Genomic DNA, 26,436 nt, shown 5'->3' with positions numbered 1-26,436 from the left:
GACGGTACTAACGTAATATCAGGGCTCGCAATATCAGAGCTCGCAATATCAGGGCTTTAACCAAGGCTCTGCTGCGGCGCGCATATTAACTTGTGTGTCTAGCCGCTTAGCCAGCATGTACAGCCCTCCTAACTTGCGATGAATAAACAGGGCATCAACTGGCGGTGTATGCCAGAAATCATGCTGCATGGTTAACGCCACGCCTTTGTCGTGCAGTCTTGGCAACAGGTCGCTATTGCCGAAATCGTAGGGGCCGTCTTCTCTAATTGCTTCACACGCTTCCATGCCCAATGCCACTACAAGTTCTTGCTGTGCATCACTGTGTTCTTGGTTTATTAAACCAATCTGCAGGGCTGCGTGTTGCATGTCTTGTTTATTACCGCTGGCAGCACTTTGAAGCAGAGCTTGGTAGCCCAATGCAATATCATCTGGGACTTCTCGCGTAGCCCCGAAGTCTAGTAATACCCATTGCTGAGTATCTTCTTTGTATCGATAGTTGGCTAAGTTCGGGTCGCTTTGAAGTAGCTTAAAGCCAAATATCTCGTTAAAAAATAATTGGAATAGTGACGTCATTAACGTGTTGCGAGTTTCTTGGGGAGCGTTCATTGCAGCATCAAGGGGGCTAGCTTCAATAAAGTCCATTGTCAGCACAGAGTCTGTTGTTAATTGTGGATGAACACTGGGTATTACAAATTGGGAAGCGAATTCAGCATCGTTATGCTGCGTAACTGCGTCTTTATAGCGCGATAGCATGCTGGCTTCGCGGTGATAGTCGGCTTCTTGATGAAGTTGAATTTTTGCTTCTTCTAACAGCGGGCCAATATCTAACGAACTCGGCACCAAACCTGTGAGTTTAATTAGTGTTGCGACGTTATCAACATCGCTACTGATACTTTTACGTACACCAGGATACTGTACCTTTGCGGCCAGCATTTTCCCGTCCATAGTAATCACTTTGTGTACCTGACCGATGGAAGCGGCGGCAACGGGCGCATAGGAAAAATACAGCAAGTCATCATGCCAACTTTCTCCCCATTGAGCCTTTAGCGTGGTATCTAATTGGGCTTTTGGCATAGGGTCGGCATCTTCCCTTAGCCTAGCTAATATAGTAGCGAGTTCTGGCGGTAAAAAGTCGCCCGTATCCATAGAAATAAGCTGACCTAGCTTCATGGCGGCACCACGCATGGTGGCGAGCTGATCGGCAATGTTGGTAATATTTTTTGGTGTCAGTAACAATGCGCTAAGTGCAGGGCGTTCGCCCTTAATCCATTGGCTGGCACCATTAGTAACAACATTACCCGCAATTTTGCCTGCCAAAGCACCTAAGCGCCCTACTCTCCCAATTCGAGAAGAAGGTACTGCTCGCGCTTTTCGTTCATCGGTATTTTTTGCCATGAAGTAACCTTGGAAGCCTTTAATCTTTTATGAAACGCGTGCAGCCCCATTTAATGAAGATCACCCTGTGAGGCTCAATCTGTGAGGTCCAACCTACGGCACTCAGCCTACGAGTACCAAATTATCTTAGTACTTATACGCTAAAGTGTCGTTGGTCGATTACTTCTTAATTTTTTGTATATTGCTTAGTTAAATAGTGCTGCAATAAGGTTTTACGAAACTCTAGCTACGCTAATGGGGATAAAACTACAGATGATCACACAATCAGCTCTCAAATTCCCGGTGCTCAATATGGGCGTTTAGACTATCTGAGCTACCATTTGTAGTATAAGGCCAACTACGCTGCCTATTGCGAACCCTACCCAACCATTCCTTGTCATATAGCGAAATAATGCCGCGCCAAATATGCCACACCATAGCATGGCTGAATATACCGCTATCATGCCCTCACCAGTACCACTGTTAGGTAAAAACATCATCACAATGAAGGTAAGTGCCATGGCGCCGCTAAGTAGCACCCACATAATATTCTTGTTATTGGAAAACGCATTGGTGGTTGTATTATCGCTCATGGAAAGTCCCCATGGTGTGAGTTAAAAGCATGCCCTTACTTGTCCCTTTTTTATAAAAATCGACATTCATTTATTAATATAAACCGATTGTTCTAAAAACTGGGTATTAGGTTAACTTAGGCGAGATTAACGCAAATGGGAATAAGACTTCAGGGGGATATAAAAAAGCACTGCGAAGTGGCAGTGCTTTAAATCAGTAATAGGAAGTTGAATAAAGATTAAGTAACACGTACATAATGCACTTAGTGCATTAATGATGGTCGCTAGCAAATTCCACTTCAAGCAAGGTGACGTTGTCGGTGAAGGTCAGGGTTTTTAAAGGCCCATTCCCTTCTACATTTAACGTATTCACTTGCGTTGGCCACAAGTCACGTAAGGCATCGTGACGAATCATCAAACCATCTAACTCTGGCGGTTGAGCGGTTTCTTGGTACACCCAAAAGTGATTACCATCCAACTCAAAACCGACCAAACCTAAGTCTAATGACTTTTCCTCACCGTTTAACAACGCAAAATGGTTGCTCACGTAATCAGCGAAGGCTTGTTGGGTTTTCTCTTCTTCCATAATATCGGCGTGCTTATCGAACAGCACTTTTACAGCATGCTCGGCATCGTGCAGGTTAAAGCGGTGCATGACTTCAATGTTTTGCGTTCTAGGGTTGAACAACACTGTTGTGATAGCGGCTTTAACTTGGTGCGCGTTAGCCCAAGTACTGAATAAACCGGTACATAAAAAAACAGCCACAAGCAGCGCCGTTAGGCTCTGCTTGTGGTTTTTAGCAGATAACTTAAAAGGCATAACCTTAGTTGTCATCTTCGTCTTCGTCTTCGTCATCGTCGGTCTTTAGCTCGGTTTTTACATCGTTCATTAGATCGCGATACTCGTAAGTGTTACGAGGCTTAGACTTGTACGCTTCAATACGTGAAGGAATAATTTGACGCGGATAGTGGTTGTTTTCAACATCTACGTCAGCCGTTTCCCAATGTGGGTCAACCGTTACGCTTACTAGCTCTTTGCCCTTTTCAGTGACAATAAGCTTGCTTACCGCTTTCGGTGTACGGCGCCAAATTTCAGCAGGAATACGCATTTCTTCAGTTGTGCCGTCTTCAAATGCTAGCTCAAGAATAATCGGCATAACTAAGCCGCCCTTGTTGCTAAAGTCGAGTACATAGTAGTTTTTGTCTTCACGAACTGCACGTTCAAACGCTTTACGTTCCCAAGGCTCAAGTTTCTTCAAGAAACTACGGTACTTGTTGCGCTCTTTGTTAGTTACCGTGTAACGGTCGTTTTCGTCATAGAAATCTTTGATATCTTCGAAACGGTCTACCCAAAGTTCTTTCCCTTCTTCTTTGTTGCGAATATCGGTAAGTGATTTAGGTTTATCAAGTTCGGCTTCACGCTCACGGGCGAAATCAATATCAGGATCTTCAGTGTTCAAACGAAGCTTGTAAACGCTATCTAGGCTGATATCAACGTGATCGGTAGTGTAAAACCAACCGCGCCAGAACCAATCTAAATCAACACCAGAAGCTTCTTCCATAGTACGGAAAAAATCAGAAGGTGTAGGGCGCTTGAACATCCAACGTTGTGCATACTCTTTAAAGGCGAAATCGAACAAATCACGGCCAAGAATAGTTTCACGTAATATGTTTAGAGCAACGGCTGGCTTGGTGTAAGCGTTGGGGCCTAACCTAAGTACTGAATCAGACTGGGTCATAATTGGCACTTGGGTTTCAGACTTCATGTAGCTAACAATATCACGCGGCTCAACGCCCCACGGAATAGTTGGATCCCATTCGCGTCCTGCAACACCGTCTAGAAAACTGTTTAAGCCTTCATCCATCCATGTCCACTGGCGCTCATCAGAGTTAACCGTCATTGGGAAGTAGATGTGACCCACTTCATGAATAACTACGCCAATCAAAAAGCGTTTTTCAGCCAAAGAATAAGTACGAGAGCCATCGTCGCGAAGCTCGGTACGTGGACCGTTGAAGGTAATCATTGGGTATTCCATGCCGCCAACAGGTCCATTTACTGACTGGGCAACAGGGTACGGATAATCAAAGCTAAAGCGGCTATAAACATCCATAGTATGGATGATAGATTCAGTAGAGTACTTTTCCCAAAGCTCGCCACCTTCTTTCGGGTAGAAAGACATCGCCATGACTAATGGCTGAGTGTCGCCACCTTGGTGGTAGCCACGCGCATCCCACATAAATTTACGTGACGAAGCCCATGCGAAATCACGCACGTTGTCGGCTTTAAAACGCCATGTTTTTTGTTTGTTGGTGCCAGCTTTTTCGTTCTCTAGCGCTTCTTCAGCAGTAACCACGAATACAATACGGTCAGCATCTTCCGCTTCTTTCAAACGTTTACGCTGCGTGCTAGTTAGCACGTCGTCTGCGTTTTGCAATTCACCGGTAGAAGAAACGATATGATCGGCTGGAACCGTAATATCAACTTCGTAGTTACCGAATTCTAACGTGAACTCACCACGGCCAATAAACTCTTTGTTTGTCCATGCTTCGTAATCGGTATAAGCCGCTAGACGAGGGAACCATTGGGCGAGTAAGAAAATATCGTTACCGCCTTCACGTTCGTCATCTGGGAAGTGTTCGTAACCCGCACGAGCAGAAACGGCATCTTCTTCAACAATATTGAACGCAAAATCGATATCGAAAGTAACGTTGTTTTTAGGTTGAAGAGGTTGCGCTAAATCTACACGCATTAGCGTACCAACAATAACGTGGTGTAAATCGTTACCTGCGCTGTCTTGCACCCGTGAAATGGTGTAACCCAATTCGTTATCGTCAACAAACTGTTGGCGGCGAAGTGCGGCCATGCTCAGTTGTGCAGGTTTACTGCCACTGGCTGTTTTTGTAGCAGGTCCACGATTGCCAATGCCACCAAAAGTGGTGGTAAGGGCAGACATAGAATCGTCGCGGAATTTATTCTGATCCAATTGGATCCATAAATACTTCAACGTATCTGGTGCATTGTTGTGATAGGTAATGGTTTCACTGGCTTCAATACGGCGCGTATCTTCAATCAGCTTAACGTCAATTTTGTAGTCTACTTGTTGTTGCCAGTATTGATGACCTGGCTCACCCGCTGCATTTCGATATACATTGGGGGTAGGAAGAGATTCGTCTAGCTGACGGAACTTATCTTCAAAATCGCCTATAGTTTGATTTATTGCTGCGTTGGCGAATGGAAGGTAAATCAGCATAGACAGCACTGGCGCAAGCCAGAAAAGATGTCGTTGGTGCTTATTCATGGAGTTTCCCAGTTATTTTTATAATAAAATAAGCGAACTAGTATATAAGCCCTTTTGCTTTTATCCCAGTTTTTGGGCGTAAACTCACCCTATTTTAACGCAAAAAACTGTAACATAACGTTTGTTTAAAAAGCGAAGTGTCGTATTCTTAACCCCCTGTTTTCTTGCATCATCTTCTTATGAACCGTCTCAATTGGCAGCGTGCCGTAATTAAAGTAGGTAGCGCCCTTATTGCGCCAAATGGCGATGAGTGTAGCGCCCGATTTTTGTTAGCACTGGCGCGCTTTATCACGATAAGCCGTGAATCTGGCAAAGAAATTATTTTGGTTTCCTCGGGCAGCGTGGCAGCAGGGCGAAGCAAAGTGAAGATTCGTCACAATGCGTCTATTGCTGAAAAGCAAGCCATGGCTGCCATTGGTCAAACCCAAATGATGGCAAATTGGCAACGCTTTTTCGATTTTCCTTGTGCGCAGGTTTTACTTACTGCCGACGATCTTCGCGACCGCACTCGCTATGTAAATATCAAAAACACCCTTAGAGAGCTGCTAAACCATAATGCGCTTCCCATTGTTAATGAGAACGATACCGTCGCTGTAAACGAGCTGAAAGTAGGTGATAACGATAACCTTGGTGCATATACCGCGCTAGTCGCTCAAGCCGATACGCTGATTATTTGCTCAGATATTGACGGCTTGTACACGGCCGACCCTCGTAAAGATCCAGACGCCACGTTAATCAGTGAAGTACACAATATTGACGAGTCGATTTATAAGTTGGCGGGCGGTGCTGGCACCTCAGTAGGTACTGGCGGTATGCGAACGAAAATTGAAGCGGCTGATAAGTGCACCAGTAGCGGTATTCAAACCATTATTGTGAACGGTAGAAAAGGGGCGTCTTTCGATGCCATGCTAAACGGCTCTATTCCTGGTACCTTATTTCACGCCAGTAATTCCCCTAAAAAAGCACGACGTCTGTGGTTAACGCATACGCTTAAAACGTGTGGCCGTATTCATGTCGATGAAGGTGCGAAAGCTGCTTTGGTTGACCGCGGGGCGTCACTGTTACCTTCAGGGATAACGAGCATAGAAGGTAATTTTAACCAAGGGGAAGCGGTAGAGATTTGCTTTGAAAAACAAGTTATTGCAAAGGGCTTAGCCCTTTATAACGCCCGAGACTTAATGCTTATAAAAGGGAAAAATTCGCAGCATATTGCGGATGTGTTAGGTTATGAAACGACCGACGTAGTTGTACATCGCGACGACTTGGTATTGCTTTAGTTTCCACATTTTTAACTTTTGGGATAACGCCACGCATGACAGACATTACACCATCGCTCAACGATTACCCTTATCACCTTGAAATTGCCACTCGCTGGCAAGACAACGACGTTTATGGCCACATTAACAATGTGATGTATTACAGCTTTTTTGATACCGCCGTAAATCGCTTTTTAATTGACGAGGGCGGCCTTAATATTCAAGAAAGCAGCGCGGTGGCTTATGTAGTCAGTAGCCAGTGCCAATATATTACGCCAGCCGCTTATCCAGAAACGATTTATGTTGGGTTAAGGGTGATAAAGTTAGGTAGAAGTTCAGTGACATACGGTTTGTCGGTTTATGCTGGTGAGGCTAAACGCCGCGTGGCGCACGGTCAGTTTGTACATGTATTTGTTGATAGACTGTCTGACAAAGCGGTGCCTATACCTGTTAATATAAAAACTGCCCTTGAGTCTATTTGCGAGTCTATCGGCGAGGCAGACAATCAAGGAAATGCCGGTGACCAATAGTCAAGCGGCCCAAGCAGGCACTAAAAGCACGAAAAACCTTACTCAGAACAAGCTAACAGGGGTTTTTCTCGATGCTGAAACGTTTAGTGCAGATTTACTGAACTCTGACTCAATAGATACGTCATTGCTTAATAACGTAAATGTTGAGCTAACTTGCTATGACAACACCCTTCCAGAAGAGGTCGTTGCCAGAATAGCGAAAGCCGATATCGTACTTACCAACAAGGTAGTATTAGATAGCGAGGCGCTACAACACGCCAAGTCGCTAAAGTATGTGGGTGTAATGGCCACAGGTACTAACAATGTAGATACTAATTACTGCCAAACGCACAATATTACCGTGCAAAATGTGGAAGGTTATGGCACCGACAGTGTGGCCCAGCATACTTTAATGTTGCTGCTTAATTTGGCCACAGCGTTTCCTCAGTACCATAACGATGTAAACCAAGGTAAATGGGCAACATCGCCGCACTTTTGCTTAACCGAGCACCCCATTGTGGAGCTTGCTGGAAAGCATGCGGTCATAGTAGGTCATGGAGAGTTGGGAAAGCGAGTTGAAGCGCTATTTATCGCAATGGGTATGAAGGTGAGTATTGCAGCGCGGCCAGGGGGGCTTTCTACAGAAGAGCTTTATGATAATAAACAAGACACTCGACCTTCATTAGAATCATTATTACCTAGCGCCGATGTGGTTAGCCTGCATTGCCCACTAACAGACGATAATTATCACCTTTTTAACGAAACCCGGTTGTCGTTGATGCAACCTACCAGTTTTCTTATTAATACCGCCAGAGGTGGGCTAATTGATGAAGACGCACTGGTGTCTGCGCTACAATGCGGGAAAATAGGCGGCGCGGCGGTTGATGTTATATCCCAAGAGCCTCCCCCAGCCGATCATCCATTGCTAACCGGTACTATCCCCAATCTTATTGTTACCCCCCATACGGCGTGGATGGCGAATGAGTCTCGTCAGCGGCTGTTTAACATGGCTATAAACCATCTAATTCAGTTTATAGATGCTCACCCATGAGCAATGGCGTGCTGTTTGCCATTTGTACACTCATTTGGGGTTCAACCTGGATAGCCATTACGTATCAGATAGGGCATACCGCTGAAACCCTGGCCGTAGCATGGCGCTATACGTTAGCTGCACTGTGTTTAGGGCTATTTTGTATGGTGCGCGGCTTGCCGTTTAAGTTACCGCTACACATTCACATTAAAATGGCCGGAGTAGGCTTCTTCCTATATTGCCTCAACTATACCCTGCTATATATGGCGCAGGCGCATATTATCAGCGCGTTACTCGCCCTTATGAGTTCCAGCATTATTTACTTTAATGTGGTTCTTCGACGATGGTGGTTAAAGCAGCCTATTAGATTGGAAGTGGTGGTGGGCGCTACGTTTGGGCTTGCGGGTATTATTTGCTTGTTTGTGCCCGAGTTTTCAAAAGTATCGATGGACGCTGCGTTAGCGGCGGGCCTTTCTATTGCATTTGTTTCTTTTTTTAGTGCATCAATTGGTAACGTGATATCAGAGCGGATCCTCACCTCGGGCACACCGGTTATTCAAATGAATTTTTACGCCATGAGCTATGCCATGGTGATGCTCTATGTTACCGCGTGGTTCACAAACGACACCTTGGTCATTCCTACTGCCCCTGAGTTCTATATTTCGTTGCTTTATTTGGCTATTTTCGGTTCGGTGCTGGCGTTTGGCTCTTACATGAAGCTACTAAAGCAAATAGGCGCAGACAAAGCCGCTTATGTGGTACTGGTTTACCCCATTGTGGCGCTTGTTATCTCCACTTTTTTTGAAGGTTATACGTGGAGCTGGCTGTCTGTACTTGGCGTAGTAGTGGTGCTGGTGGGCAACGCCATAGCTATGGGTAAAGTGCCCATTTTTATGCGTCGACCACCCCTAAGTAGCTAAGTATGAAGTAGCTAGCGTTTACTTTAGCGCATTAATTTTTTGATTAAGCTCGTATGCGGGCTCGGTCACTATAGCTTCAAGTGTTTCTACCCGTTCAATCAAGGCCTCAATTTGCTTATCTTTTTTTGCAATAAGCTGTTGTTGCTGTGTCGCTTTGCTAGCAATGAAAGGATTGCTACAGGTGCCGTTCATCCAGTCGTTGAGGCGCCATTGAAACTTGGCATCTAAGTAACTTGCGGCAAGGGCAATAGTGGCAATAAAACCAATAAGTAAAAAAATGCTTAGCGTAGACATAGTGTGCTCCGAGGTAAAGGTGTCGTAACCGATGAAGGTGTTTTCATCACCCTCTTCACCATTACTAGTCTTTGGCTTTCGAAAAAAATTACAGATAGATGTAATTTTTTTCGAAAGCCAAAGACTACACAAAATAAGCACGAATGATTTCTATCATCACATGCATGTAAGAAAAGTAAATGAGTGGCTTTTACCGTCATAGTTGGCAATGCAGCGCAGTTAATAATAAGAAATACTGAGGACGAGAGATTGGGGCAAGGATTTGAAGATGTGTTTGCGCAGTACGGCAGTCTATTAAGCCGTGTCGCAAACAGTTACGAGGCTAACCATGCGCTACAGCAAGAGTTGCTACAAGAAATAGCCATAGCTGTGTGGCAGGGGCTTACTCGTTTCAAAGGCGATAGCAGTGTAAAAACTTATATTTTAAAAATAGCCCATAACCGCGCCGTTACTCACGTGGCCAATCAGGTGAAGCGCATCGATACCGATGAATACAATGATGACGTTGTTGTTGAGCAATCGTCGCAAATTTCCCCTGAAACGGCCACCAGCCAGCAACAATCGCTATCGCGATTACTCGTTAAAGTACGCGCTCTCGCGGTACAGCCACGCCAAGTACTTACCCTTTCTTTAGAAGGCTTATCTTACGATGAGATTGCGGATATTTGCGGCCTCACTAAATCTCATGTAGGGGTTATTTTAAAGCGTGCTAAAGCAAGTGTATTGGAAGGAAACTCTGATGAATGATAATAACAAAAGCACTGATAATAGCCGTGACAACGACCTCAGCGCGCTATGGCAAGCCCAACCCGTCTCGAATGTAGATGTGGATGAGGTAAAAAAAACCTTTAAAAGCCAAACAAGAAAGCAGCGTCTTTACATAATGGTAGATTGTCTCTCACTTATCCCGATGGCATGGATGTTTATAGATTACTGGAATGAATTTCCTCCATTGGTTCGCATACTCAATATTGGCCTCATTGTTTTCATTTTACCATTGCTAGGCTATCAGCTTTGGCTTAGAAGAGTAGCTGCGTTTGGCAGTAATGCGCAAACTAGCAATCATGTACAACAATTGAAAAAGCAGTTTAAAAACAATGCGCGTATTGCTTTTATCAACAAACACTCTGCATGGTTAGCCGTACTTATTGTTATTGCGTTTAATACCATCTTCACCTTGGCTAAGGCGGCTGAAGAAAGGGAGTATGGGGTAGTGCTATTGGTAACGGCAGTCACCGCCGGCATAATGGCGGTGTGGTATGTTTGGGCCCATCGTAGACAAAAGCAATTTGAAAAAAAATTAACGGCATTAAATGATATGAGTGATGGTGACTAGCCTTTCGTGAAAGCTTATTGAATGGATGCCAACCAACAAAGTCCATTAATAACGATAGCCATTTTCTTATTCAGTTAAGGCGTGGCGCACGCTATTGATGAGTAATACTGGGCTGAGCCTGCCGCCCTCGTCAATATTAGTTACCTAATGTATCGCTATTCGCGGCTTTTGGGGTGGCAGCTTCGCCGTTAATGGCATCGCTGCTTGCATCGTTTGCATTGTTTGCGTTCCCGTCCCCTTCACCTTCATCATCATCTTTTTCTTCACCTAAGAAGAATTCATAGTATAAATCTAAGGCGAATTCAGACTGATCTTCAATGGTGGTTTGTACTGCTTCTAAAAATAAACGAGGTAATAAGCGGTATCGCAAGGCTAAATCGGGTGGGTCTTGCCTACGACGCAATGTGCTGCTGGAATCATTATTACTCAATCCCACATCCACATTATATTCAGCCGTTAATCTGTCATTAATCTGGCCGGTTACCGACAGTTTGTTCTCGTTAGTACTTAAGCTGAAATCATCAATACCCAAGGCATTGCCTACTTGACCGGTTAGGGTTTTAGTATTTGAAAGCCCAAAACCTACCAGTAATGCAGCGTAGTTAGGATCTTCGCTTTCAGCGTCAGGCCCCGATCCTGTAAGTAGGTACGAAAGTACGTTTTGCTGATCCATGGCGGGTTCAGAGAATAAATTAATGCTGGGAGAATCGGCTGCCCCGTCTATCCTAATACCGGCAATTACATCATCGTCAGTTTTATCTGGGTCGCGAATGGCTTCAATCAGCAGCATAGGTTGATCGATAGGACCATTAAACTGCACTTCACCCGTTTGAATAACAAGCTGCTGCCCATAGGCGCTATAACGGCCGTTAAGTATTTGCAAATCACCAAAGCCCACCAAGGCGGGTTGGTTATTCACTTTTACACCACCGTGTAAGCTCGCGGTTAAACCAAATGCTTCAAGCTTAACCTCACCGGTTTTAGCCTTGTCGATATTGACCATCACAGACGCATGTACAATATCAAGGGGCTCTTCTTTTGGGGGTTCGCCGCGAAGGTGAACATCTTTAGACGGTGACACCGCGCTTTCAGGTAATGATTCAACTTCAATACGCGCCCACGGTATATTTACACTGCCTGTTACATCAACCTTGTCGGCAGTTGCCGCTACTTTCAAATCTGGCGATATCCGTAAACGCATGTTTGGTTGGCGCACCTCAAATTTGTCACCTTTCAAATTAATGTTCGCGCTTGGTACATCAGACCAATCTAGATCGCCGTTTAGCGCCCCTTTACCACCGCCCAGCAAAAATGTGCCGTCGAAGTTGGCTTGTTGGCCGTTTAACGTAATTGATTGGCTCCAGTTTTCTAATGATACCGGTGTGTCCTGAATATCAATGGCGCCGTTTTCTATTTGTAGTTTTCCGGATAGTTCGGGCGAATCTACAAACCCCGCCAAGGTGATATTTCCATTCATAACACCCGTAAGTGTACGAATGGCAGGAGACAGTGGTTTAAGCGGTGCTACGTCTATATTAACAACCTCAAGATTACCGCTTATAGGTTTGCGGGTTTCAAAGGGAGACGTATTTACATTTAGGGTCGCATTGCCTAAGTCTTCACTGGCAATAAGCGACTGAGACTTAAGTTCTCCTTGCTTAAAAGTACCGGTTGTTTCCACAGAATTAATCGTTATTGCTAGTGGTCGCTCTTTTCCTAACTGCCACGTGGCAGGCGATAAAGAGGCCGTAAAAGTGGCATCGATAGGGTCGGCTTGAGAATATTGCCCTTGGCTTTTCACCGACAAGGTTGCCGGTGCGGCTGCCGCAACCATATCCGGCGCAAGTTCGTGGGCCCATAACCCTACAGGTAATGCTTTGGCCCATACATTCCATTTCGCTTTATTCTCTTGGTAGTTCAAGCTGGTGATGCAAAGCTCACCTTCTTCTCTTGAATGCCAGCAGTGTTCGCCCACGCTTGCGCTAAAGGGGGCGGTGCCAAGATTTAGAGTAAAAGGAGAAGAAAGCGCCCATTGCATGTTTGCCAGCTTCAGTTTGCTTTGCTCTACCTGGCCTGACCAAGTGTTGTCTTGCCATTTTCCCGCAACGCTTAGGGCAACACTATGCTCCGGTAAGGTTACATCTAGGTCGGCCTTATGGTTTGTGTATGAGCCGTCAATGACAAGCTTGCCGTTGAATTCGCCTTGTTGAGCTGCCGCATTTGAAAGTGAAGGCGACACCGCAAGATTTGAAAAATTAATTGCGCCTTTGGCAACGGGGTTAATCCACGGGCCTGTAGCTTTTATATTGCCAGATATCGCCCCAGCTACTTCAGGGTAAAGGTCGGCAATGGCAGCTACATCAAGGCCGATATCAGCATTAACGTAACGTTTATTAAGTAGTTGCCCTACCACATTAATTTTATTTTCGGCTTGTTCAACGGCCAAAGAGGCAACCAATAAATCGCTTGGACCTGAGTACACAAAAGATCCTGCCACCGAGAAGGGTTTGTTTTGTAAGATGCCTTTAAGATCTAATTCCCGAATACTGACTTGGGGGCCTTTTTCTGTGTACTGCATCACACTGGTAAAACCGCCCTCTAATTGCTCTGGCGCGTACTTGGAAAACTGAACCCCTGAGACATTGGTAAAGGTGGTGTTTCCTTCCCAAGAAATAGCCTCATCTAAATACAAGGTGCCGGTATTACTAATACTGCCTTCCAATGCTTCAATTTTGGCTTCGTTCACGTAGATATTGTGTTCTTTTAGCACCACATTTAGCGCCACAGGCACCTTGCCGATATCAGGTATGGTAGCTGCTGCGCTGCCATCTAATAGGTAGTCGCCCATGGTGCCATTAAGGGTTAGCGCGCCATCGTGCAAGGTGCCGGATTCCATAGTGGGTAGGGGTTGTTCTTTCCATGTTGCGCTAAATGAAATGGGCAGGTTGTCGCTAAGTACATCGGCTGACAAATTCACTTTTGCATTCATCGCCCCTTCAGTTTTAAGGTCAGCTTCAAGCGCTGCTAATGACCCTGATGCTTGAAAGTCTACTTGCTGCTGGTTGTCGCTTATCATACCGCTACCGTTCAGTGAAACAGACAACGGATAGGCACCATCTAGGGTGATGGCAATGTCGCCATTGAGTGTTCCTTGAGGGTGTTCCACATTCAAATTGGCCAAGGACACACTGGCATTCGCAAATTCAAAATCCTCAAAGGCAAATACCGATAAGGTTTGGGCTGAATCGCCTTGATTTAATGTGCCATTGGTCAATGAAAACTCATCAATACTTATTGGAATAGGCGATGAGATCGTCGGCAGTTCTGGGGCGGTGTACGATAGCGAATAGGACTTTGGCAGTGATTTGTTCGTGGCACTATTGTCAGTGTTACTTTCAGAAGCAGCATCATCCTTGTTCGCGTTAGTCGAAGAGGCTGTAGCTTGAGTGGACGCTTCTGTTTGGTGGAGTGTTACGGCCAAATCTTCAAGTGATAACGACGATATCGCCAGCGTCTCGTTACCTAAGAAATCATCTAAGTTTAACTTCCCTAGTTCAACCGTCTGCGCCAGCATTTTTAGTGTAAAGCGCTCAACCTTGGCTTGGTTGACCTCTACAGGTAAAGGCAGCGTAAAACTTCCCGTTTCTTCGGTTGATTCAGTTTCAGGCGCAGCGCTTAACTGCTCAACAACAATATCGTTGGCGTTAACTTCATTTACGCAGACTCTAGGTTCAAAAATACAGCGCCACGTGACATCAAGGTACGCATAATCTGTGTTTACCCGCCACTGCGCATTTTCCCACTCAACGTTTGTAATAGTTAGGTTGTCAGCTAGGCCGCCCTCAATGCTTTCAATACTTAGCCCACTCACTAGGTTATTGGCAACAAGGCGAATGGTTGGCCCACCTAATGGGCTAATTAATAAACCGTAAACAAACACCACGATAAGCACAGGTGTTAGTAAAATAGTTGAAATCGTGCGCTTTCTCATAGCTCAGGCCCCAGCAGAAGGTGCAGCTGCCATGTTTTTTCATCTGGTGCAAAGCCGCGAGCCACGTAAACGCGAACTGGGCCTATGGGAGACAGCCAGTGAAAACCGGATCCCACGCTGTAAGTTAATGTGGTATCTAAATCATTAGTTGCCGTACCCGCATCAGTAAAGGCCGCAATACGCCAATTTGGCACAATGCGATAGGCATATTCCACGCTAGCAGTGGCTAAGTATTTTCCACCAATAGCATCATTTACTGTTTCACCCGTTTCAGGGTCGATAACGTCTTCAGTGGGAGATATTTCTCGGTAGTCAAAGCCGCGAATGCTTTGGTCACCACCGGCATAAAACCGTAGTGATGTCGGAACTTGCGAAAAGTCATTGGTTTTAATTGCACCAAGTTCGCCGCGAATAGAAAACCGATGTACGTCGGAAAAGGTACGAATGACCATGCCTTCCATTACAGATTTTACGATATTGATGTCAGAGCCAAGATTATCTCGCCCTACTTGGGTCAAAAACTGAAAATAATTGCCGTTGTTAATATTAAGGTCGTTATCTTTGGTGATATAGGTAATAGAGTAGCCCGGCAGTATCAGTGAGGTTGTGGTGTCGTCAGTGTCACCTTGATCGTAGGTTTCTCGTAAATAGGTAATAGAGCCATCGTGTTGCCAAGGCGAATGCTCTTCTTGAAAATATCGGTGAGCCGCAAGTGATAAAGTTTCACTTTCAATCGAGGTATTGCTGTATTCAATAAATTGATAGCCGGCTTCAAAGCTAACGTAATCTTTAGTGATGTTCTGCATCGGAATGCGATAGTCTGCCGTAACCGATTGCTCAGGTTGAGAGATAAAAATATCGGAGGAAATCGAATGACCGCGATCATTTACCCATGGGCGCTCCCAGCCTAAAGTGACTCTAGGGCCGGTATCGGTAGCAGCACCAATAGAGACATCAAACGCATCTCGGGGGCGATGTGATAGCGAAACTTCAATAGGGACATTTAGTCCCTCAGCGTCACTTACTACAGGCCGTGCAATAACACGGTTGAAATACCCTGATTGATTTAACGAACGGTTGAAGTCAGACAATTTTGCTGAAGAATAAGGCTCACCTTCTTCAAACGGAGTTAGTCGTTTAATAATCGCTTTTGCTTTGTCTTCCCCAATAAATTTCAATTTACCAAAGTTATAACGAGAGCCACTTTGGGCTATGAGCAGAATATTAGCTTCTTTTTCTTCTCTAACTAAATCTAACCGCGTGGCCTGCCAATAGAAATCAAAGTAACCATGAGATAGGGCATAATTGAACATCGATGACTTAAACGACTCGTAAACGGGCTGATCAAGTACATCTCCTTCTTTAAGTGAAAACGCATTAAAACGGCTTCTAAAGTCGCTATCTTCTCGGCCTACACCAATAATTTCTCGAGTGACCTTTGATACAAGAAGAGGGTCGCTAAGTGAAACGGTTACAACGACCTCATCGTCCTTAGTGACTTCTACCGTTGCATTGCTATTGTAATAGCCAAAGGGCTGCACAGCGGTGGCTACTGTAGCGATAACTTCATCTTGCCAGAATGGGTCATTCAATAGCTCAGTTTCTACATCTAAATTGTTCAAGTGCAGGCGAATATTATCTTTAAGCTTGTCTTGCTTTACCCCATTGATTTTATAGGTAACTGCATGAGCAGAGGCGATAAAAATTACCAATAGGCACAGCGATAAAAATCGAAGAGCGTACCCTTGGTTGCGCCGGGCTTTAATACCCGTTAGCAGCGTTTTTAAAGAAGATATAAAGCACAGTGGCATTGAAAAATGCGATTCCTTGTAGCAAAAAAAAGAGACGGCGCGGTTTCAGCCTTTACGAAAAAGGGGGCGCTAATATGATACGAGATAAGCAACACAGCATCGACAATGCCGATAATACCATACCCCTTTGTATACTGTGTATTGAGTAAAAAAGCACAACTAAAGTACAGGTTAATGTTAAGCACTTTTTAGTGTAGTGTTTTGTCTGAATGTAACCAATTATTACAATTGAACTTTCTTTTTAAATTATAAAATGTTGTATAGTGGTCTTCGAGCTAATCACAGGATGAATAGTTCGATAAGGGTTTATTAATAAGCAAAGGAAAATATATGCGCTGTCGTTTGTTCTCGTGTATTCACTCAGTTACCTCTTTAGTGGTTCTATTTTTATTCAGCTTAGTCAGCGCTTGTGCACTAAGTGACGAAAATACCGCCGAGCCAGCAGAAACTGTTTCACCGCCTCTTCCTTACACCGTATTTAGTGCCCTACCCGCTTACCGAACTCCTGCGCTGTCGCCCAAAGGCGATAAAATTGCGTTTGTGAAAAACGTTAATGAACCTGACGAACTATCGGTGTTAGCAACCTTTGACCTTACTACAGGTAAAATTCACTATCTTCTTCATTCCGATAATGAAAAAGTTAAGATTAATTGGTACCGGTGGGTTAACGATGAGCGAATAGTTGTTAGTGCTCGTTATGAAAGTCGTCGCGGTAACACACGGGTTTATGATACTCGTCTACTCGCTATGAACTTCGATGCGCAAGGCGAAAAACCTAAACACCTTTTAGATTGGCGAAGACTGAAACGAAGAGCGGCAGACCCTAATCGTGTCCCCCAATTTCAAGACAATGTGATTGATTGGCTACCTGATGACCCTGAACACATCTTAATGGCCATCGATGTAGAAGTTTTCGCCCTTCCCTCTGTATTTAAAGTGAATGTCTATACTGGCAGCACTACAAGATTGGAGCGTGGGAAGCGCAGTATCAGAGACTGGGTAGTTGATCGACAGCATAATGTTCGCGTTGGCATCACGCTAGATTATGACAGCGGTGAGCGCCACGTATTACTTAAAGAAGATGATAGTTGGCGTACCCTGTTTAGTTACAATGCCATGAGTGAAAAAGGTGAAATGCCTCTCGGGTTTGGTCTTGATCCCAACATTCTTTATTATCGCGGTTACAAGGGAGACTACAAAGCCTTGTTTACGCTTAACCTTGAGACCAATGAGCATACAGAAATTTTCTCAGATGAAGGTTATGACGTAGATGGTAGTCTAATCTACTCTCCTGTTACCAACGATGCTATTGGTATTCGTCACCTTGGAAGACATTACTGGGATGAGCGCTACGTGGCGCTTCAGAATGGGCTAGATCAGGCGTTAGCCGACTACAGCAATACGTTAGTTAGTTTCAGTCGTGATGAAAACAACTATATTGTTTACTCCGAGTCAGACACTATGCCAGGTGCTTACTTTATTGGTAACCGCGAGAAAGGTTCTCTGGACTATTTGTTTCAGCAATACCCTAAAATTGAAGAGGGCATGTTAACCGAGCATAACCTCATAACTTACACTGCTCGTGATGATATGGAAATTGAAGCCTACTTAACCTTACCTAAAGGTGATGGGCCGTTTCCCACGATTATTCATCCACACGGTGGGCCAGGTGCGCGAGATTTTAGTGGTTTCGATTACTGGACATCGTACTTTACCAATAAGGGCTACGCGGTACTTCGCCCTAACTTTAGAGGTTCTCAGGGTTACGGCTTCGACTTTGCGCAAAGCCAGATGAAAAGCTGGGGATTGTCGATGCAAGATGACATTACCGATGCAGCAAACTGGATGGTTGAGCAAGGCTATGCCACTAAAGACAATATGTGTATTGTTGGCGCGAGCTATGGTGGCTATGCTGCGTTAATGGCAGCGGTGAAAACCCCTGAATTGTTTCAATGTGCAGTCAGCTTTGCCGGTGTGAGTTCGTTAAAGCATATCGTTATACACGCCAGACGGTTTGTAAATTCAGACTTGGTGAAAGACCAAATTGGTGATGACTTTGACGACTTGGAATCGCGGTCTCCTTATTACAATGCAGAAGGGATAAAAACGCCTATTTTATTGGTTCATGGCGAAGAAGATCGCATCGTTAGACCACTGCAAAGCCGTTACATGGCTGACGAACTAGAAGATTTAGATAAAACATTTAAATATGTCGAACTAGAATCGGGCGACCATTACTTGTCTATACAGGGTAATCGTCATCGCTTCTTTGCTGAAATGGATGCATTCTTAGATAAGTATTTGAAAAAAGAATAAACCTTTTTTCACACTGTACGCTTAAAAAAGCCAGAGCCGCCAAGTTCCACGACCAAATAGCGTGAAACTGGCGGCTTTTTGTTCATCTTTACGTTACACTTCTGCCCATTCAGCGTGCAATTATGATGCACTAACGTGGCAATCATCACCCTGAGCAACACAACTTATACCCCCTTCTTCGTTAAATAGAGAAATTATGTCCCATTCAAGCGAGACCGCGCCTAATGCTGGCCAGCCTCAAGGAAAGCCCCCTTTAGGGTTAATTGAATTTGTAGCACTGATGGCTACCATGACATCGCTGGTGGCGTTAAGCATTGACGCTATGCTGCCTGCACTACTGCAAATAGGTGAGACGCTAAACGTAGACGAGCCGCACCATACCCATCTTATTGTGACTGTTTTCTTTATGGGAATGGCCTTTGGGCAGATGTTCTTCGGTCCATTTGCAGATAGTCGTGGTAGAAGGCTTACCATTTTGATCGGGCTGTTTATTTTTGCGATTGGCACTTTTGTGTGTATGTCGGCCACTAATTTAGAGACCATGCTGGTGGGTCGTGTGATACAAGCCTTTGGTGTCTCAGGACCGCGTATTGCCGCTATGGCGATTATTCGCGATTTGTACGTGGGTGATGCAATGGCACGGGTGATGTCATTTATTATGATGGTGTTCATCCTTGTGCCTATGATAGCGCCTATGGTGGGCCAAGCAGTAATGGCTTTTTTTGGGTGGTTTCATATATTCACCCTATTTTTGATAGTGGCAACCTTAGCGGGTACATGGTTTTTCAGTCGTCAAGGCGAGACTTTGCCGCGGCATAAACGCAGGCCGTTTTCGTTTAAGCAGTTTTACTTGTCATCAAAATTTATCCTTACTCATGCAACGGTAATGGGTTACACCTTCGCAATGGCGGGTATTTTTGGTTCGTTTCTGGCGTATTTGAGTGCCTCACAAACCATTTTTCAGGTGTATTACGGTGTGGGCGATATGTTTCCTTATATATTCGCAGTGCTGGCATTTTCGATTGGTTTAGCATCTTATTTCAACGGCACCATGGTAATGAAATTCGGCATGCGACGCTTGTGTCGCTTTGCCCTTAAAGGGGTTAACGGGTTTGCTGTTGTCTATCTTGGGTTATTACTCGCTTATGACGGGTTACCGCCACTTGTGCTTACCGTTGTTACCATGTTCGTTGGTTTCTTTTTTGTGGGTATTTTATTCGGTAACTTAAACGCACTTGCTATGCAGCCATTAGGGGATATGGCAGGGCTTGGTGCTGCTATAATCGGTTCTCTCTCAAGCCTGTTTTCTGTGCCCATTGCGCTGTTCGTAGATAGCTTTTTAGACGGTAATCTATACCCCATAGGCATTGGCTTTTTTGTCTTCTTCGTATTGGCTTATTTTGCGGTGAGATATGCAGAGCGGGTTCACGAATGCGGGGAATAGGTAAAAACAAGCAGGCATAAAAAAGCCCGACCAAATTGGTCGGGCAAGTGGGCTTATATAAAGCACCTAACGACAGAAACTGTCCTAACCGATGATGGCTTTCATGTCAGTCATGTAGCCACGCAGGGTCTTACCTACTTGCTCAACACCGTGAGTGCGAATAGCTTCGTTAATATCAACAAGGCGCTTGTTTTCAACCTGATTAGAGGTTTCTGACAATCCCTTACCAATAACTGAAGTATCGATAGTAGGCATAAATTTCTCACGCAAAATTGGAATTGCTGCATTCGCAAACAAGTAGTTTCCATATTCTGCTGTGTCTGAAATTACCACGTTCATTTCATACAAACGCTTACGCGCGATGGTATTAGAGATAAGTGGTGTTTCATGCAGTGATTCGTAGTACGCAGACTCAGGTAAGATACCCGCTTCAACCATTACGTCGAAGGCTACTTCTACACCGCACTTGATCATGGCAACTAAAAGGATGCCGTGGTCAAAGAATTCTTGCTCGCTGATTTCACCTTCGTAGACAGGTGCGTTTTCAAAACCAGTTTCACCGGTTTCTTCGCGCCATCTAAGTAGGTTAGCATCGCCGTTTGCCCAATCTTCCATCATAGTGCGAGAGAACTCACCGCTAATGATGTCGTCTTGATGCTTTTCAAATAGTGGGCGAAGCAAGTCAGTAAGTTGCTCTGACAAATCGTACGCTTTCACTTTTGCTGGGTTTGATAGGCGGTCCATCATGTTGGTTACGCCACCAATTTTAAGTGCTTCAGTGACAGCTTCTAGGCCGAACTGAATAAGTGCACCAGCATACGCTGCGTCAATACCGTCAGCGGTCATTTTCTCAAAGGCAAGTACCGCAGCAACTTGTTGCATACCACATAGAATGGTTTGCTCACCCATAAGGTCAGATTTAACTTCAGCTACGAACGAAGACTCAAGTACACCTGCACGATCGCCACCTGTTGCACTTGCTAATGCTTTAGCAGTATCCCAACCCTTGTTTTCAGGGTCGTTCTCAGGGTGAACGGCAATCAGAGTTGGTACACCGAAACCGCGCTTATATTCTTCACGTACTTCTGTACCTGGGCACTTAGGTGCACACATAACCACCGTAATATCGCTACGGATTTGTTGGCCTTCTTCAACAATGTTGAAGCCGTGTGAGTATCCAAGTGTTGCGCCTTTTTGCATTAACGGCATTACCGCTTCTACAACGCTTGCATGCTGCTTATCAGGCGTTAGGTTGTACACCAAGTCAGCACTAGGAATTAGTTCCTGATAAGTGCCAACAGTGAAACCATTGCTAGTAGCACGTTTGTAAGAGTCACGCTGCTCTTCAATGGCTGCTTGACGCAGCGCATAAGAAACATCTAACCCAGAGTCACGCATGTTCAAGCCTTGGTTAAGACCTTGAGCACCGCAGCCTACAATGACAATCTTCTTGCCTTTTAAGAACTGACAACCGTCAGCGAATTCTTCGCGTGCCATGAAGCGGCAGCGGCCAAGCTGATCTAGCTGCTGGCGTAGCGATAGGGTATTGAAATAATTAGCCATAAAAATTCCGAACAACATTCATTTTCGTCATTATCAACAACCAACCGTGGCGTTGACGACCTCGTCTATGACGAATTGCTACGCAGATTAAGGGATTTCTTTTGTTTTGGAAAATGATATATTTGCAAGATAATATTGCAATAAGTGAAACACTATGGATTTTCGTAGCCTTCAATTGTTTACGCATCTTGCCACCAGCCTACATTTTGGCGATACCGCGCAAGCCATGTATGTGTCGCCTTCTACGCTAAGCCGCGTTATACAAAGGCTAGAGGATGAATTGGGTTGTACCTTGTTTAAACGCGACAACCGTAAAGTGGCGCTTACTCATAGTGGTCATAAACTGCTTTCATTCTCTACCCAGTCTTTAAAAGACTGGCAACAATTGAAGGTAGACTTGCGAGAAGACAGTAATTCGTTGCAAGGTGAGATAAGTTTGTTTTGTTCTGTAACGGCCAGTCAAAGTCATTTGCCTGCTATATTGCGTCAGTTTAGGGCACAGCATCCTGGTGTGGATATTCGCTTAATTACCGGCGACCCTGCACTAGCGATAGATAAGGTAAAGCAGAAAGAATGTGACTTATCGATAGCTATTTATACGCCTGACTTGCCTACAGACTTACATTTTTCCCCTTTAGACAACGTGCCTTTGGTGCTGATTGCGCCGCGAGACTGGCGGTTAACCCAGTTGACTCAGGTAGATTGGACTAAACATCAGGTGATCATGCCAGAGCATGGGCCTACCAGGCGCATTGCTTACCACTGGTTTGCAGAGCATGGTATTAGGCCAAATGTGTATGCTTCGGTAGGGGGTAATGAAGCCATTGTCAGCATGGTGGCGTTAGAATGCGGTGTGGGTTTTGTACCTAAAGTGGTGCTTGATCATTCAAGTATGGCAAGCTTGGTAACCCAAATTCCAGTAGATGATATCGAGCCCTATGGACTAGGGCTATGTTGCTTGCAAGATAAGCAAAACGAACCACTTATCAACGCGTTTTTACAATTGGAAATGGCTCCCTGATCTAATTAATCATGAGTTGTTTAGACATTTAAGCTGAATTAAAAGCATTAAGCTTTCATGCTACTTGCTGTTAAGTATCACCTAATGGACTACTGACTACTGAGCTGCTTAATTAAGGTATCCAATGCGCGATAACCTAGCGCTTCGGCTAAATGGGCGCGGGTAACCGTAGGCTGTTCTGACAAATCTGCCAGTGTCCTCGCTACCTTAAGGGTGCGGTGGAATACCCGCATCGACAAATTTAATTGCTTAGCGGCTGCTTGTAAAAAGCGTAAGTCGCTATCGGTTAGCTGACATAAATCAGCAAGCTCCCCGGCGGCAAGCTGTGCATTGGGCTTTCCTTGGCGAAGAAGTTGCACTTCTCTTGCACGTAATACCCTGTCTTTGGCATCTAACATGGAGTCAGACTCAGAATTTACCGGTGGCGATAAATCGTAACTGGCAAGCCTGGGTACCTCTACTTGTATGTCTATTCTGTCTAATAAGGGGCCAGACAGCCTATTTAAATAACTTAATTGCTGTTGTGGTGTTAAGCGGTTGTCGTCAATATCGCCAGTAGGGCTAGGGTTCATGGCTGCTATTAATTGAAAATTGGCGGGATAGGTGGCGCTCGCCATCGCACGGGATATATGCACATCACCGGTTTCCAATGGCTCTCTTAGTACATCTAATGCGCGGCGGCCAAATTCCGGTAATTCATCTAAAAATAATACCCCATTATGGGCTAAGGATATTTCGCCAGGTACAGGCTGTGACCCGCCGCCAGTAAGCGCTACAGCAGAGCTTGTATGGTGTGGGCTGCGCATGTGGCGCTTTAAAAAACGCTCTACATTTAAATTTTCCCCTTTTACCGAATGAATGGAGGCTACTTCTAAGGCTTCTTGCTCGGTCATGGGGGGTAATAGGGCAAGTAACCTACTGGCTAGCAAACTTTTTCCCGTGCCTTGTGGGCCTACCATAAGAAGATTATGGCTGCCTGCTGCGGCTATAGTTAGCGCTCGTTTCGCTTGAGTTTGGCCAATAATATCATCCCAACCCATACTACTAGTAGAGGAAGAACACGAGCTAAAGGGCTGACCTTTATTGAGTTTTTTATTATTCGCTAGGTGTTCGTAAACCGATAAAAGATCAAACGCTGGGTAACGAGTGGCGTAGGATACTAACGAGGCTTCTACATCGTTAACCCCCGGAAAAACAAGGGGGGTGTCATCGTCGGCTGCTGCAATTAAAACAGGAACTAGGCCACTTACTGGCTTAATTTCACCGTTTAACCCGAGTTCGCCCACAAAGGCGATGTTGAGTACGCTAGTGTCAGGGAGATACCCTGATGCCACCAAAATACCTACTGCAATGGGTAAGTCGAAACGCCCACCATACTTAGGAATATCAGCGGGGGCTAAATTTACGGTTATACGTTTAGCGGGAAAATCGAAACCGCTGTTTATGAGCGCACTGCGCACCCGCTCTCGGGCTTCTTTTACACTGGTTTCTGCCATACCTACCAACTGGAACGCTGGTAAACCATTGGCCAAGTGAATTTCTACTGATACCTCGGGGGCTGCCACGCCCTGCCCCGCAAAGGTTTTAACTACTGCCATGCTCATACTTTGTCGCTCTTGAAGGAAGTCCCCTAAGAGGCGTACTTTAAGTGAGCATGATAAAAGCTGAAACTGTACTTAGGGCAAGAAGAAGGACTAATTTTCGTTATAGAAGACCGGCATTTCCCAGTGCCAGCGCAAAGCGCCTAGCCGCATTAATACTGTGGTTGCAAGGGCAACTGCACCGCACCACTGGGCCTCAAAGCCCAGATACATGGCGAGACCGTAGGCCATTCCCCCCACAATACAGGTCGTTGCGTAGAGTTCCCCGCCTAAGACTAATGGTACTTCTCGACATATAACATCACGTAACAAACCACCAAATACCCCAGTAATGGTGCCCATGGCAATCGCCACTGCAATGCCAGTATCGTTAGCTAATGCTTTTTCTATGCCTACCACGTTAAATAACGCTAACCCAAACGCATCAGCAATAAGCAAATAATGATAAGGAAAGCGTGGGCTTAATCGTAACCAAATAATAGGGATGAAGGCAGCAATCAGTGTGGTGTACAGGTAATCGTTATCGGCAATCCAAAATACGGGAACGTCCAGCATCATGTCGCGCAGTGTTCCACCTCCTATAGCAGTGGCACTTGCCAATACAATAACGCCAAACCCGTCCATCCTTTTTTGGTACGCCATCAGGGTGCCAGAAATAGCACACACCGCTACCCCTGCTAAATTTAACCAGTGAAACCAGTCTACCATTGTATTGCGATACCCTTTTTTATCTGACGAAAACAGCGTTTGAACCGCAAAATACTTGATTTCGGCAACGGTTTCATGCTATTTCTTTGCGCATATTAATCGTGTAACGGCCAATTCACGTTTAATTGGGGTGAAAAGCCATAGCCCTATCGTACAACCATTCATTTTAGCATTCATCCAAGGAACTGGGTGTTGCTCGTCAATTAAATCTTAAAATTCAATGGCATAAGCTCATTGTATTTATTAGATGTCCTTTGTTTTCACGACAAACGACAGTGTTTCAATGTCAGTGATAAAGCACAGATGCGTAAATTTATGTGTCCGCGCGTCGCGTATTGCATCCAGCGTATTGGGCGCTCGCGCACTGTCATGTATCATTCGTCTCGGTATTAATATTTCCGCAAAACGCGGTTCGGGCTTTACGCTCAATTTTTGAAGGATTACTCATGGCTAAGCAACCTGCCGAACATATTTGGTTTAATGGCGAATTGAAACATTGGAAAGACGCTACTGTTCACGTAATGACGCATGCTATTCATTATGGTTCGTCTGTATTTGAAGGTGTGCGCGCATATAACACGCCGGATCAAGGCACTTGTGTTTTTCGTTTAAACGATCACAACCGTCGCTTGTTCGATTCAGCGAAAATCTATCGTATGACCATTCCATACACGCTAGATCAAATTAACCAAGCTACCCTTGATATCATTCGTGAGAACAAATTGAAATCAGCGTACATTCGCCCAATCGCGTTCTACGGTGATATTGGTATGGGACTTCAAGTGCCGTTTGGTACAGAAGCTGAAGTTGCCATTGCTGCATTTGAGTGGGGCGCTTACTTAGGTGAAGAAGCCCTTAAAAATGGTGTAGATGCGGGGATTTCTTCTTGGAACCGCTTAGCAGCTAATACCATGCCGACTGGTGCAAAAGCCGGTGGTAACTACTTATCTTCACAGCTGATTTCGATGGAAGCCCGTCGTCATGGCTACGGAGAAGGTATTGCCCTTGATACAAACGGCTTCATCAGTGAAGGTGCGGGCGAAAATATTTTCGTTATTCGCGACGGCATTGTGGTTACCACACCAAAAACTGCCGCTATTCTTCCAGGCATTACTCGTGATACGTGTATCACGCTACTTAAAGACAAAGGCTACGAAGTTCGCGAAGAAAACATTCCTCGTGAAGCTATGTATCTAGCTGATGAAGTCTTCATGTGTGGTACAGCGGCAGAAGTAACGCCTGTACGCAGTGTAGATGGAATTGAAGTAGGTGCGGGCGGCCGTGGCCCAATCACCAAAGAAGTACAAGATATGTTCTTCGGTCTTTTCAACGGTACTACTGAAGACAAATGGAACTGGTTAACACCGGTTTACAAGTAATTAATTTAGCTA

Annotated in this window: 20 protein-coding genes; 10 read left to right on the top strand and 10 right to left on the bottom strand. The window is 45.0% G+C overall.

Annotation, left to right across the window (positions count from 1 at the left end):
* Positions 1–48: 48 nt before the first annotated feature.
* From AMBT_RS21420 to AMBT_RS21405, 4 genes are all read right to left on the bottom strand, one after another.
* Positions 49–1,395 carry an ABC1 kinase family protein gene (locus AMBT_RS21420; RefSeq protein ID WP_013786763.1) on the bottom strand — a complete coding sequence of 449 codons (1,347 nt, stop codon included), beginning with the start codon at positions 1,393–1,395 and terminating at the stop codon, positions 49–51.
* 299 nt (positions 1,396–1,694) lie between these two features.
* Positions 1,695–1,967: a hypothetical protein gene (locus AMBT_RS21415; RefSeq protein WP_013786762.1), complete on the bottom strand. Its 273-nt coding sequence runs from the start codon at positions 1,965–1,967 to the stop codon at positions 1,695–1,697.
* A 250-nt stretch (positions 1,968–2,217) separates the two neighbouring features.
* On the bottom strand, positions 2,218–2,766 hold the full coding sequence (locus AMBT_RS21410; protein WP_041453219.1) for a DUF6702 family protein: 549 nt from the start codon (positions 2,764–2,766) through the stop codon (positions 2,218–2,220).
* Between the two features lie 4 nt (positions 2,767–2,770).
* Positions 2,771–5,197 (bottom strand): M1 family metallopeptidase, encoded by a 2,427-nt coding sequence (locus AMBT_RS21405; protein WP_041453218.1) that lies wholly within the window; start codon positions 5,195–5,197, stop codon positions 2,771–2,773.
* A 227-nt stretch (positions 5,198–5,424) separates the two neighbouring features.
* On the opposite strand from AMBT_RS21405, the gene proB reads away from it, so the two are divergent.
* The 4 genes from proB to AMBT_RS21385 are packed head-to-tail and all read left to right on the top strand — an operon-like array spanning position 5,425 to position 8,960.
* Positions 5,425–6,522: a glutamate 5-kinase gene (gene proB, locus AMBT_RS21400; protein ID WP_013786759.1), complete on the top strand. Its 1,098-nt coding sequence runs from the start codon at positions 5,425–5,427 to the stop codon at positions 6,520–6,522.
* 35 nt (positions 6,523–6,557) lie between these two features.
* The gene (locus AMBT_RS21395) at positions 6,558–7,031 is read left to right on the top strand and encodes an acyl-CoA thioesterase (protein ID WP_013786758.1); all 474 of its coding nucleotides are present in this window, start codon (positions 6,558–6,560) and stop codon (positions 7,029–7,031) included.
* Positions 7,021–8,061 (top strand): D-2-hydroxyacid dehydrogenase, encoded by a 1,041-nt coding sequence (locus tag AMBT_RS21390; RefSeq protein ID WP_013786757.1) that lies wholly within the window; start codon positions 7,021–7,023, stop codon positions 8,059–8,061. Before AMBT_RS21395 ends, AMBT_RS21390 begins: the two co-directional genes overlap by 11 nt.
* Complete coding sequence (locus AMBT_RS21385; protein WP_013786756.1) at positions 8,058–8,960, top strand: DMT family transporter; 903 nt, start codon at positions 8,058–8,060, stop codon at positions 8,958–8,960. The genes AMBT_RS21390 and AMBT_RS21385 overlap by 4 nt, the downstream gene beginning before the upstream one ends.
* 18 nt (positions 8,961–8,978) lie before the next feature.
* Here AMBT_RS21385 and AMBT_RS21380 read toward each other — a convergent pair whose 3' ends face one another.
* Positions 8,979–9,254 carry a hypothetical protein gene (locus AMBT_RS21380; protein WP_041453216.1) on the bottom strand — a complete coding sequence of 92 codons (276 nt, stop codon included), beginning with the start codon at positions 9,252–9,254 and terminating at the stop codon, positions 8,979–8,981.
* A gap of 249 nt (positions 9,255–9,503) precedes the next feature.
* Between AMBT_RS21380 and AMBT_RS21375 the strand changes: the two genes are divergently transcribed.
* Together AMBT_RS21375 and AMBT_RS21370 are read left to right on the top strand one after the other, a co-directional pair.
* The gene (locus tag AMBT_RS21375; RefSeq protein WP_041453215.1) at positions 9,504–10,001 is read left to right on the top strand and encodes an RNA polymerase sigma factor; all 498 of its coding nucleotides are present in this window, start codon (positions 9,504–9,506) and stop codon (positions 9,999–10,001) included.
* A complete protein-coding gene (locus AMBT_RS21370) occupies positions 9,994–10,590 on the top strand; it encodes a hypothetical protein (protein ID WP_013786753.1) in 597 nt (198 codons plus the stop codon). The genes AMBT_RS21375 and AMBT_RS21370 overlap by 8 nt, the downstream gene beginning before the upstream one ends.
* A 136-nt stretch (positions 10,591–10,726) precedes the next feature.
* Here AMBT_RS21370 and AMBT_RS21365 read toward each other — a convergent pair whose 3' ends face one another.
* A complete protein-coding gene (locus tag AMBT_RS21365) occupies positions 10,727–14,581 on the bottom strand; it encodes a translocation/assembly module TamB domain-containing protein (protein WP_013786752.1) in 3,855 nt (1,284 codons plus the stop codon).
* Positions 14,578–16,392, bottom strand: a complete 1,815-nt coding sequence (locus tag AMBT_RS21360) for an autotransporter assembly complex protein TamA (protein ID WP_013786751.1) — start codon at positions 16,390–16,392, stop codon at positions 14,578–14,580. Before AMBT_RS21360 ends, AMBT_RS21365 begins: the two co-directional genes overlap by 4 nt.
* A 330-nt stretch (positions 16,393–16,722) precedes the next feature.
* Between AMBT_RS21360 and AMBT_RS21355 the strand changes: the two genes are divergently transcribed.
* Together AMBT_RS21355 and AMBT_RS21350 are read left to right on the top strand one after the other, a co-directional pair.
* Positions 16,723–18,708: an alpha/beta hydrolase family protein gene (locus tag AMBT_RS21355; RefSeq protein ID WP_013786750.1), complete on the top strand. Its 1,986-nt coding sequence runs from the start codon at positions 16,723–16,725 to the stop codon at positions 18,706–18,708.
* A 196-nt stretch (positions 18,709–18,904) separates the two neighbouring features.
* A complete protein-coding gene (locus AMBT_RS21350) occupies positions 18,905–20,152 on the top strand; it encodes a multidrug effflux MFS transporter (RefSeq protein ID WP_013786749.1) in 1,248 nt (415 codons plus the stop codon).
* Between the two features lie 84 nt (positions 20,153–20,236).
* On the opposite strand, the gene ilvC is transcribed toward AMBT_RS21350, so the two are convergent.
* Complete coding sequence (gene ilvC / locus AMBT_RS21345; protein WP_013786748.1) at positions 20,237–21,715, bottom strand: ketol-acid reductoisomerase; 1,479 nt, start codon at positions 21,713–21,715, stop codon at positions 20,237–20,239.
* 154 nt (positions 21,716–21,869) lie between these two features.
* Between ilvC and ilvY the strand changes: the two genes are divergently transcribed.
* Positions 21,870–22,736 carry an HTH-type transcriptional activator IlvY gene (ilvY, locus tag AMBT_RS21340; protein WP_013786747.1) on the top strand — a complete coding sequence of 289 codons (867 nt, stop codon included), beginning with the start codon at positions 21,870–21,872 and terminating at the stop codon, positions 22,734–22,736.
* 89 nt (positions 22,737–22,825) lie between these two features.
* Here ilvY and AMBT_RS21335 read toward each other — a convergent pair whose 3' ends face one another.
* Both AMBT_RS21335 and AMBT_RS21330 read right to left on the bottom strand, forming a co-directional pair.
* Positions 22,826–24,340 (bottom strand): YifB family Mg chelatase-like AAA ATPase, encoded by a 1,515-nt coding sequence (locus AMBT_RS21335; RefSeq protein ID WP_013786746.1) that lies wholly within the window; start codon positions 24,338–24,340, stop codon positions 22,826–22,828.
* A gap of 90 nt (positions 24,341–24,430) precedes the next feature.
* Positions 24,431–25,045: a trimeric intracellular cation channel family protein gene (locus tag AMBT_RS21330; RefSeq protein ID WP_013786745.1), complete on the bottom strand. Its 615-nt coding sequence runs from the start codon at positions 25,043–25,045 to the stop codon at positions 24,431–24,433.
* A gap of 446 nt (positions 25,046–25,491) precedes the next feature.
* Between AMBT_RS21330 and AMBT_RS21325 the strand changes: the two genes are divergently transcribed.
* Positions 25,492–26,424: a branched-chain amino acid transaminase gene (locus AMBT_RS21325; protein ID WP_013786744.1), complete on the top strand. Its 933-nt coding sequence runs from the start codon at positions 25,492–25,494 to the stop codon at positions 26,422–26,424.
* Positions 26,425–26,436: the final 12 nt, after the last annotated feature.

This window comes from Alteromonas naphthalenivorans, assembly GCF_000213655.1.
GTDB classification, from domain to species: Bacteria; Pseudomonadota; Gammaproteobacteria; order Enterobacterales; family Alteromonadaceae; genus Alteromonas; species Alteromonas naphthalenivorans.
The sequence above is the reverse complement of the archived record's forward strand: the minus strand, read 5'-3'. Positions and strand labels throughout refer to the sequence as shown.

Coding starts and splice junctions, on each gene's coding strand:
- AMBT_RS21420 (WP_013786763.1), bottom strand. CDS start 1,395: ATGGCAAAAAATACCGATGAACGAAAAGCGCGAGCAGTACCTTCTTCT.
- AMBT_RS21415 (WP_013786762.1), bottom strand. CDS start 1,967: ATGAGCGATAATACAACCACCAATGCGTTTTCCAATAACAAGAATATT.
- AMBT_RS21410 (WP_041453219.1), bottom strand. CDS start 2,766: ATGCCTTTTAAGTTATCTGCTAAAAACCACAAGCAGAGCCTAACGGCG.
- AMBT_RS21405 (WP_041453218.1), bottom strand. CDS start 5,197: ATGCTGATTTACCTTCCATTCGCCAACGCAGCAATAAATCAAACTATA.
- proB (WP_013786759.1), top strand. CDS start 5,425: ATGAACCGTCTCAATTGGCAGCGTGCCGTAATTAAAGTAGGTAGCGCC.
- AMBT_RS21395 (WP_013786758.1), top strand. CDS start 6,558: ATGACAGACATTACACCATCGCTCAACGATTACCCTTATCACCTTGAA.
- AMBT_RS21385 (WP_013786756.1), top strand. CDS start 8,058: ATGAGCAATGGCGTGCTGTTTGCCATTTGTACACTCATTTGGGGTTCA.
- AMBT_RS21380 (WP_041453216.1), bottom strand. CDS start 9,254: ATGTCTACGCTAAGCATTTTTTTACTTATTGGTTTTATTGCCACTATT.
- AMBT_RS21370 (WP_013786753.1), top strand. CDS start 9,994: ATGAATGATAATAACAAAAGCACTGATAATAGCCGTGACAACGACCTC.
- AMBT_RS21365 (WP_013786752.1), bottom strand. CDS start 14,581: ATGAGAAAGCGCACGATTTCAACTATTTTACTAACACCTGTGCTTATC.
- AMBT_RS21360 (WP_013786751.1), bottom strand. CDS start 16,392: ATGCCACTGTGCTTTATATCTTCTTTAAAAACGCTGCTAACGGGTATT.
- AMBT_RS21355 (WP_013786750.1), top strand. CDS start 16,723: ATGCGCTGTCGTTTGTTCTCGTGTATTCACTCAGTTACCTCTTTAGTG.
- AMBT_RS21350 (WP_013786749.1), top strand. CDS start 18,905: ATGTCCCATTCAAGCGAGACCGCGCCTAATGCTGGCCAGCCTCAAGGA.
- ilvC (WP_013786748.1), bottom strand. CDS start 21,715: ATGGCTAATTATTTCAATACCCTATCGCTACGCCAGCAGCTAGATCAG.
- ilvY (WP_013786747.1), top strand. CDS start 21,870: ATGGATTTTCGTAGCCTTCAATTGTTTACGCATCTTGCCACCAGCCTA.
- AMBT_RS21335 (WP_013786746.1), bottom strand. CDS start 24,340: ATGAGCATGGCAGTAGTTAAAACCTTTGCGGGGCAGGGCGTGGCAGCC.
- AMBT_RS21330 (WP_013786745.1), bottom strand. CDS start 25,045: ATGGTAGACTGGTTTCACTGGTTAAATTTAGCAGGGGTAGCGGTGTGT.
- AMBT_RS21325 (WP_013786744.1), top strand. CDS start 25,492: ATGGCTAAGCAACCTGCCGAACATATTTGGTTTAATGGCGAATTGAAA.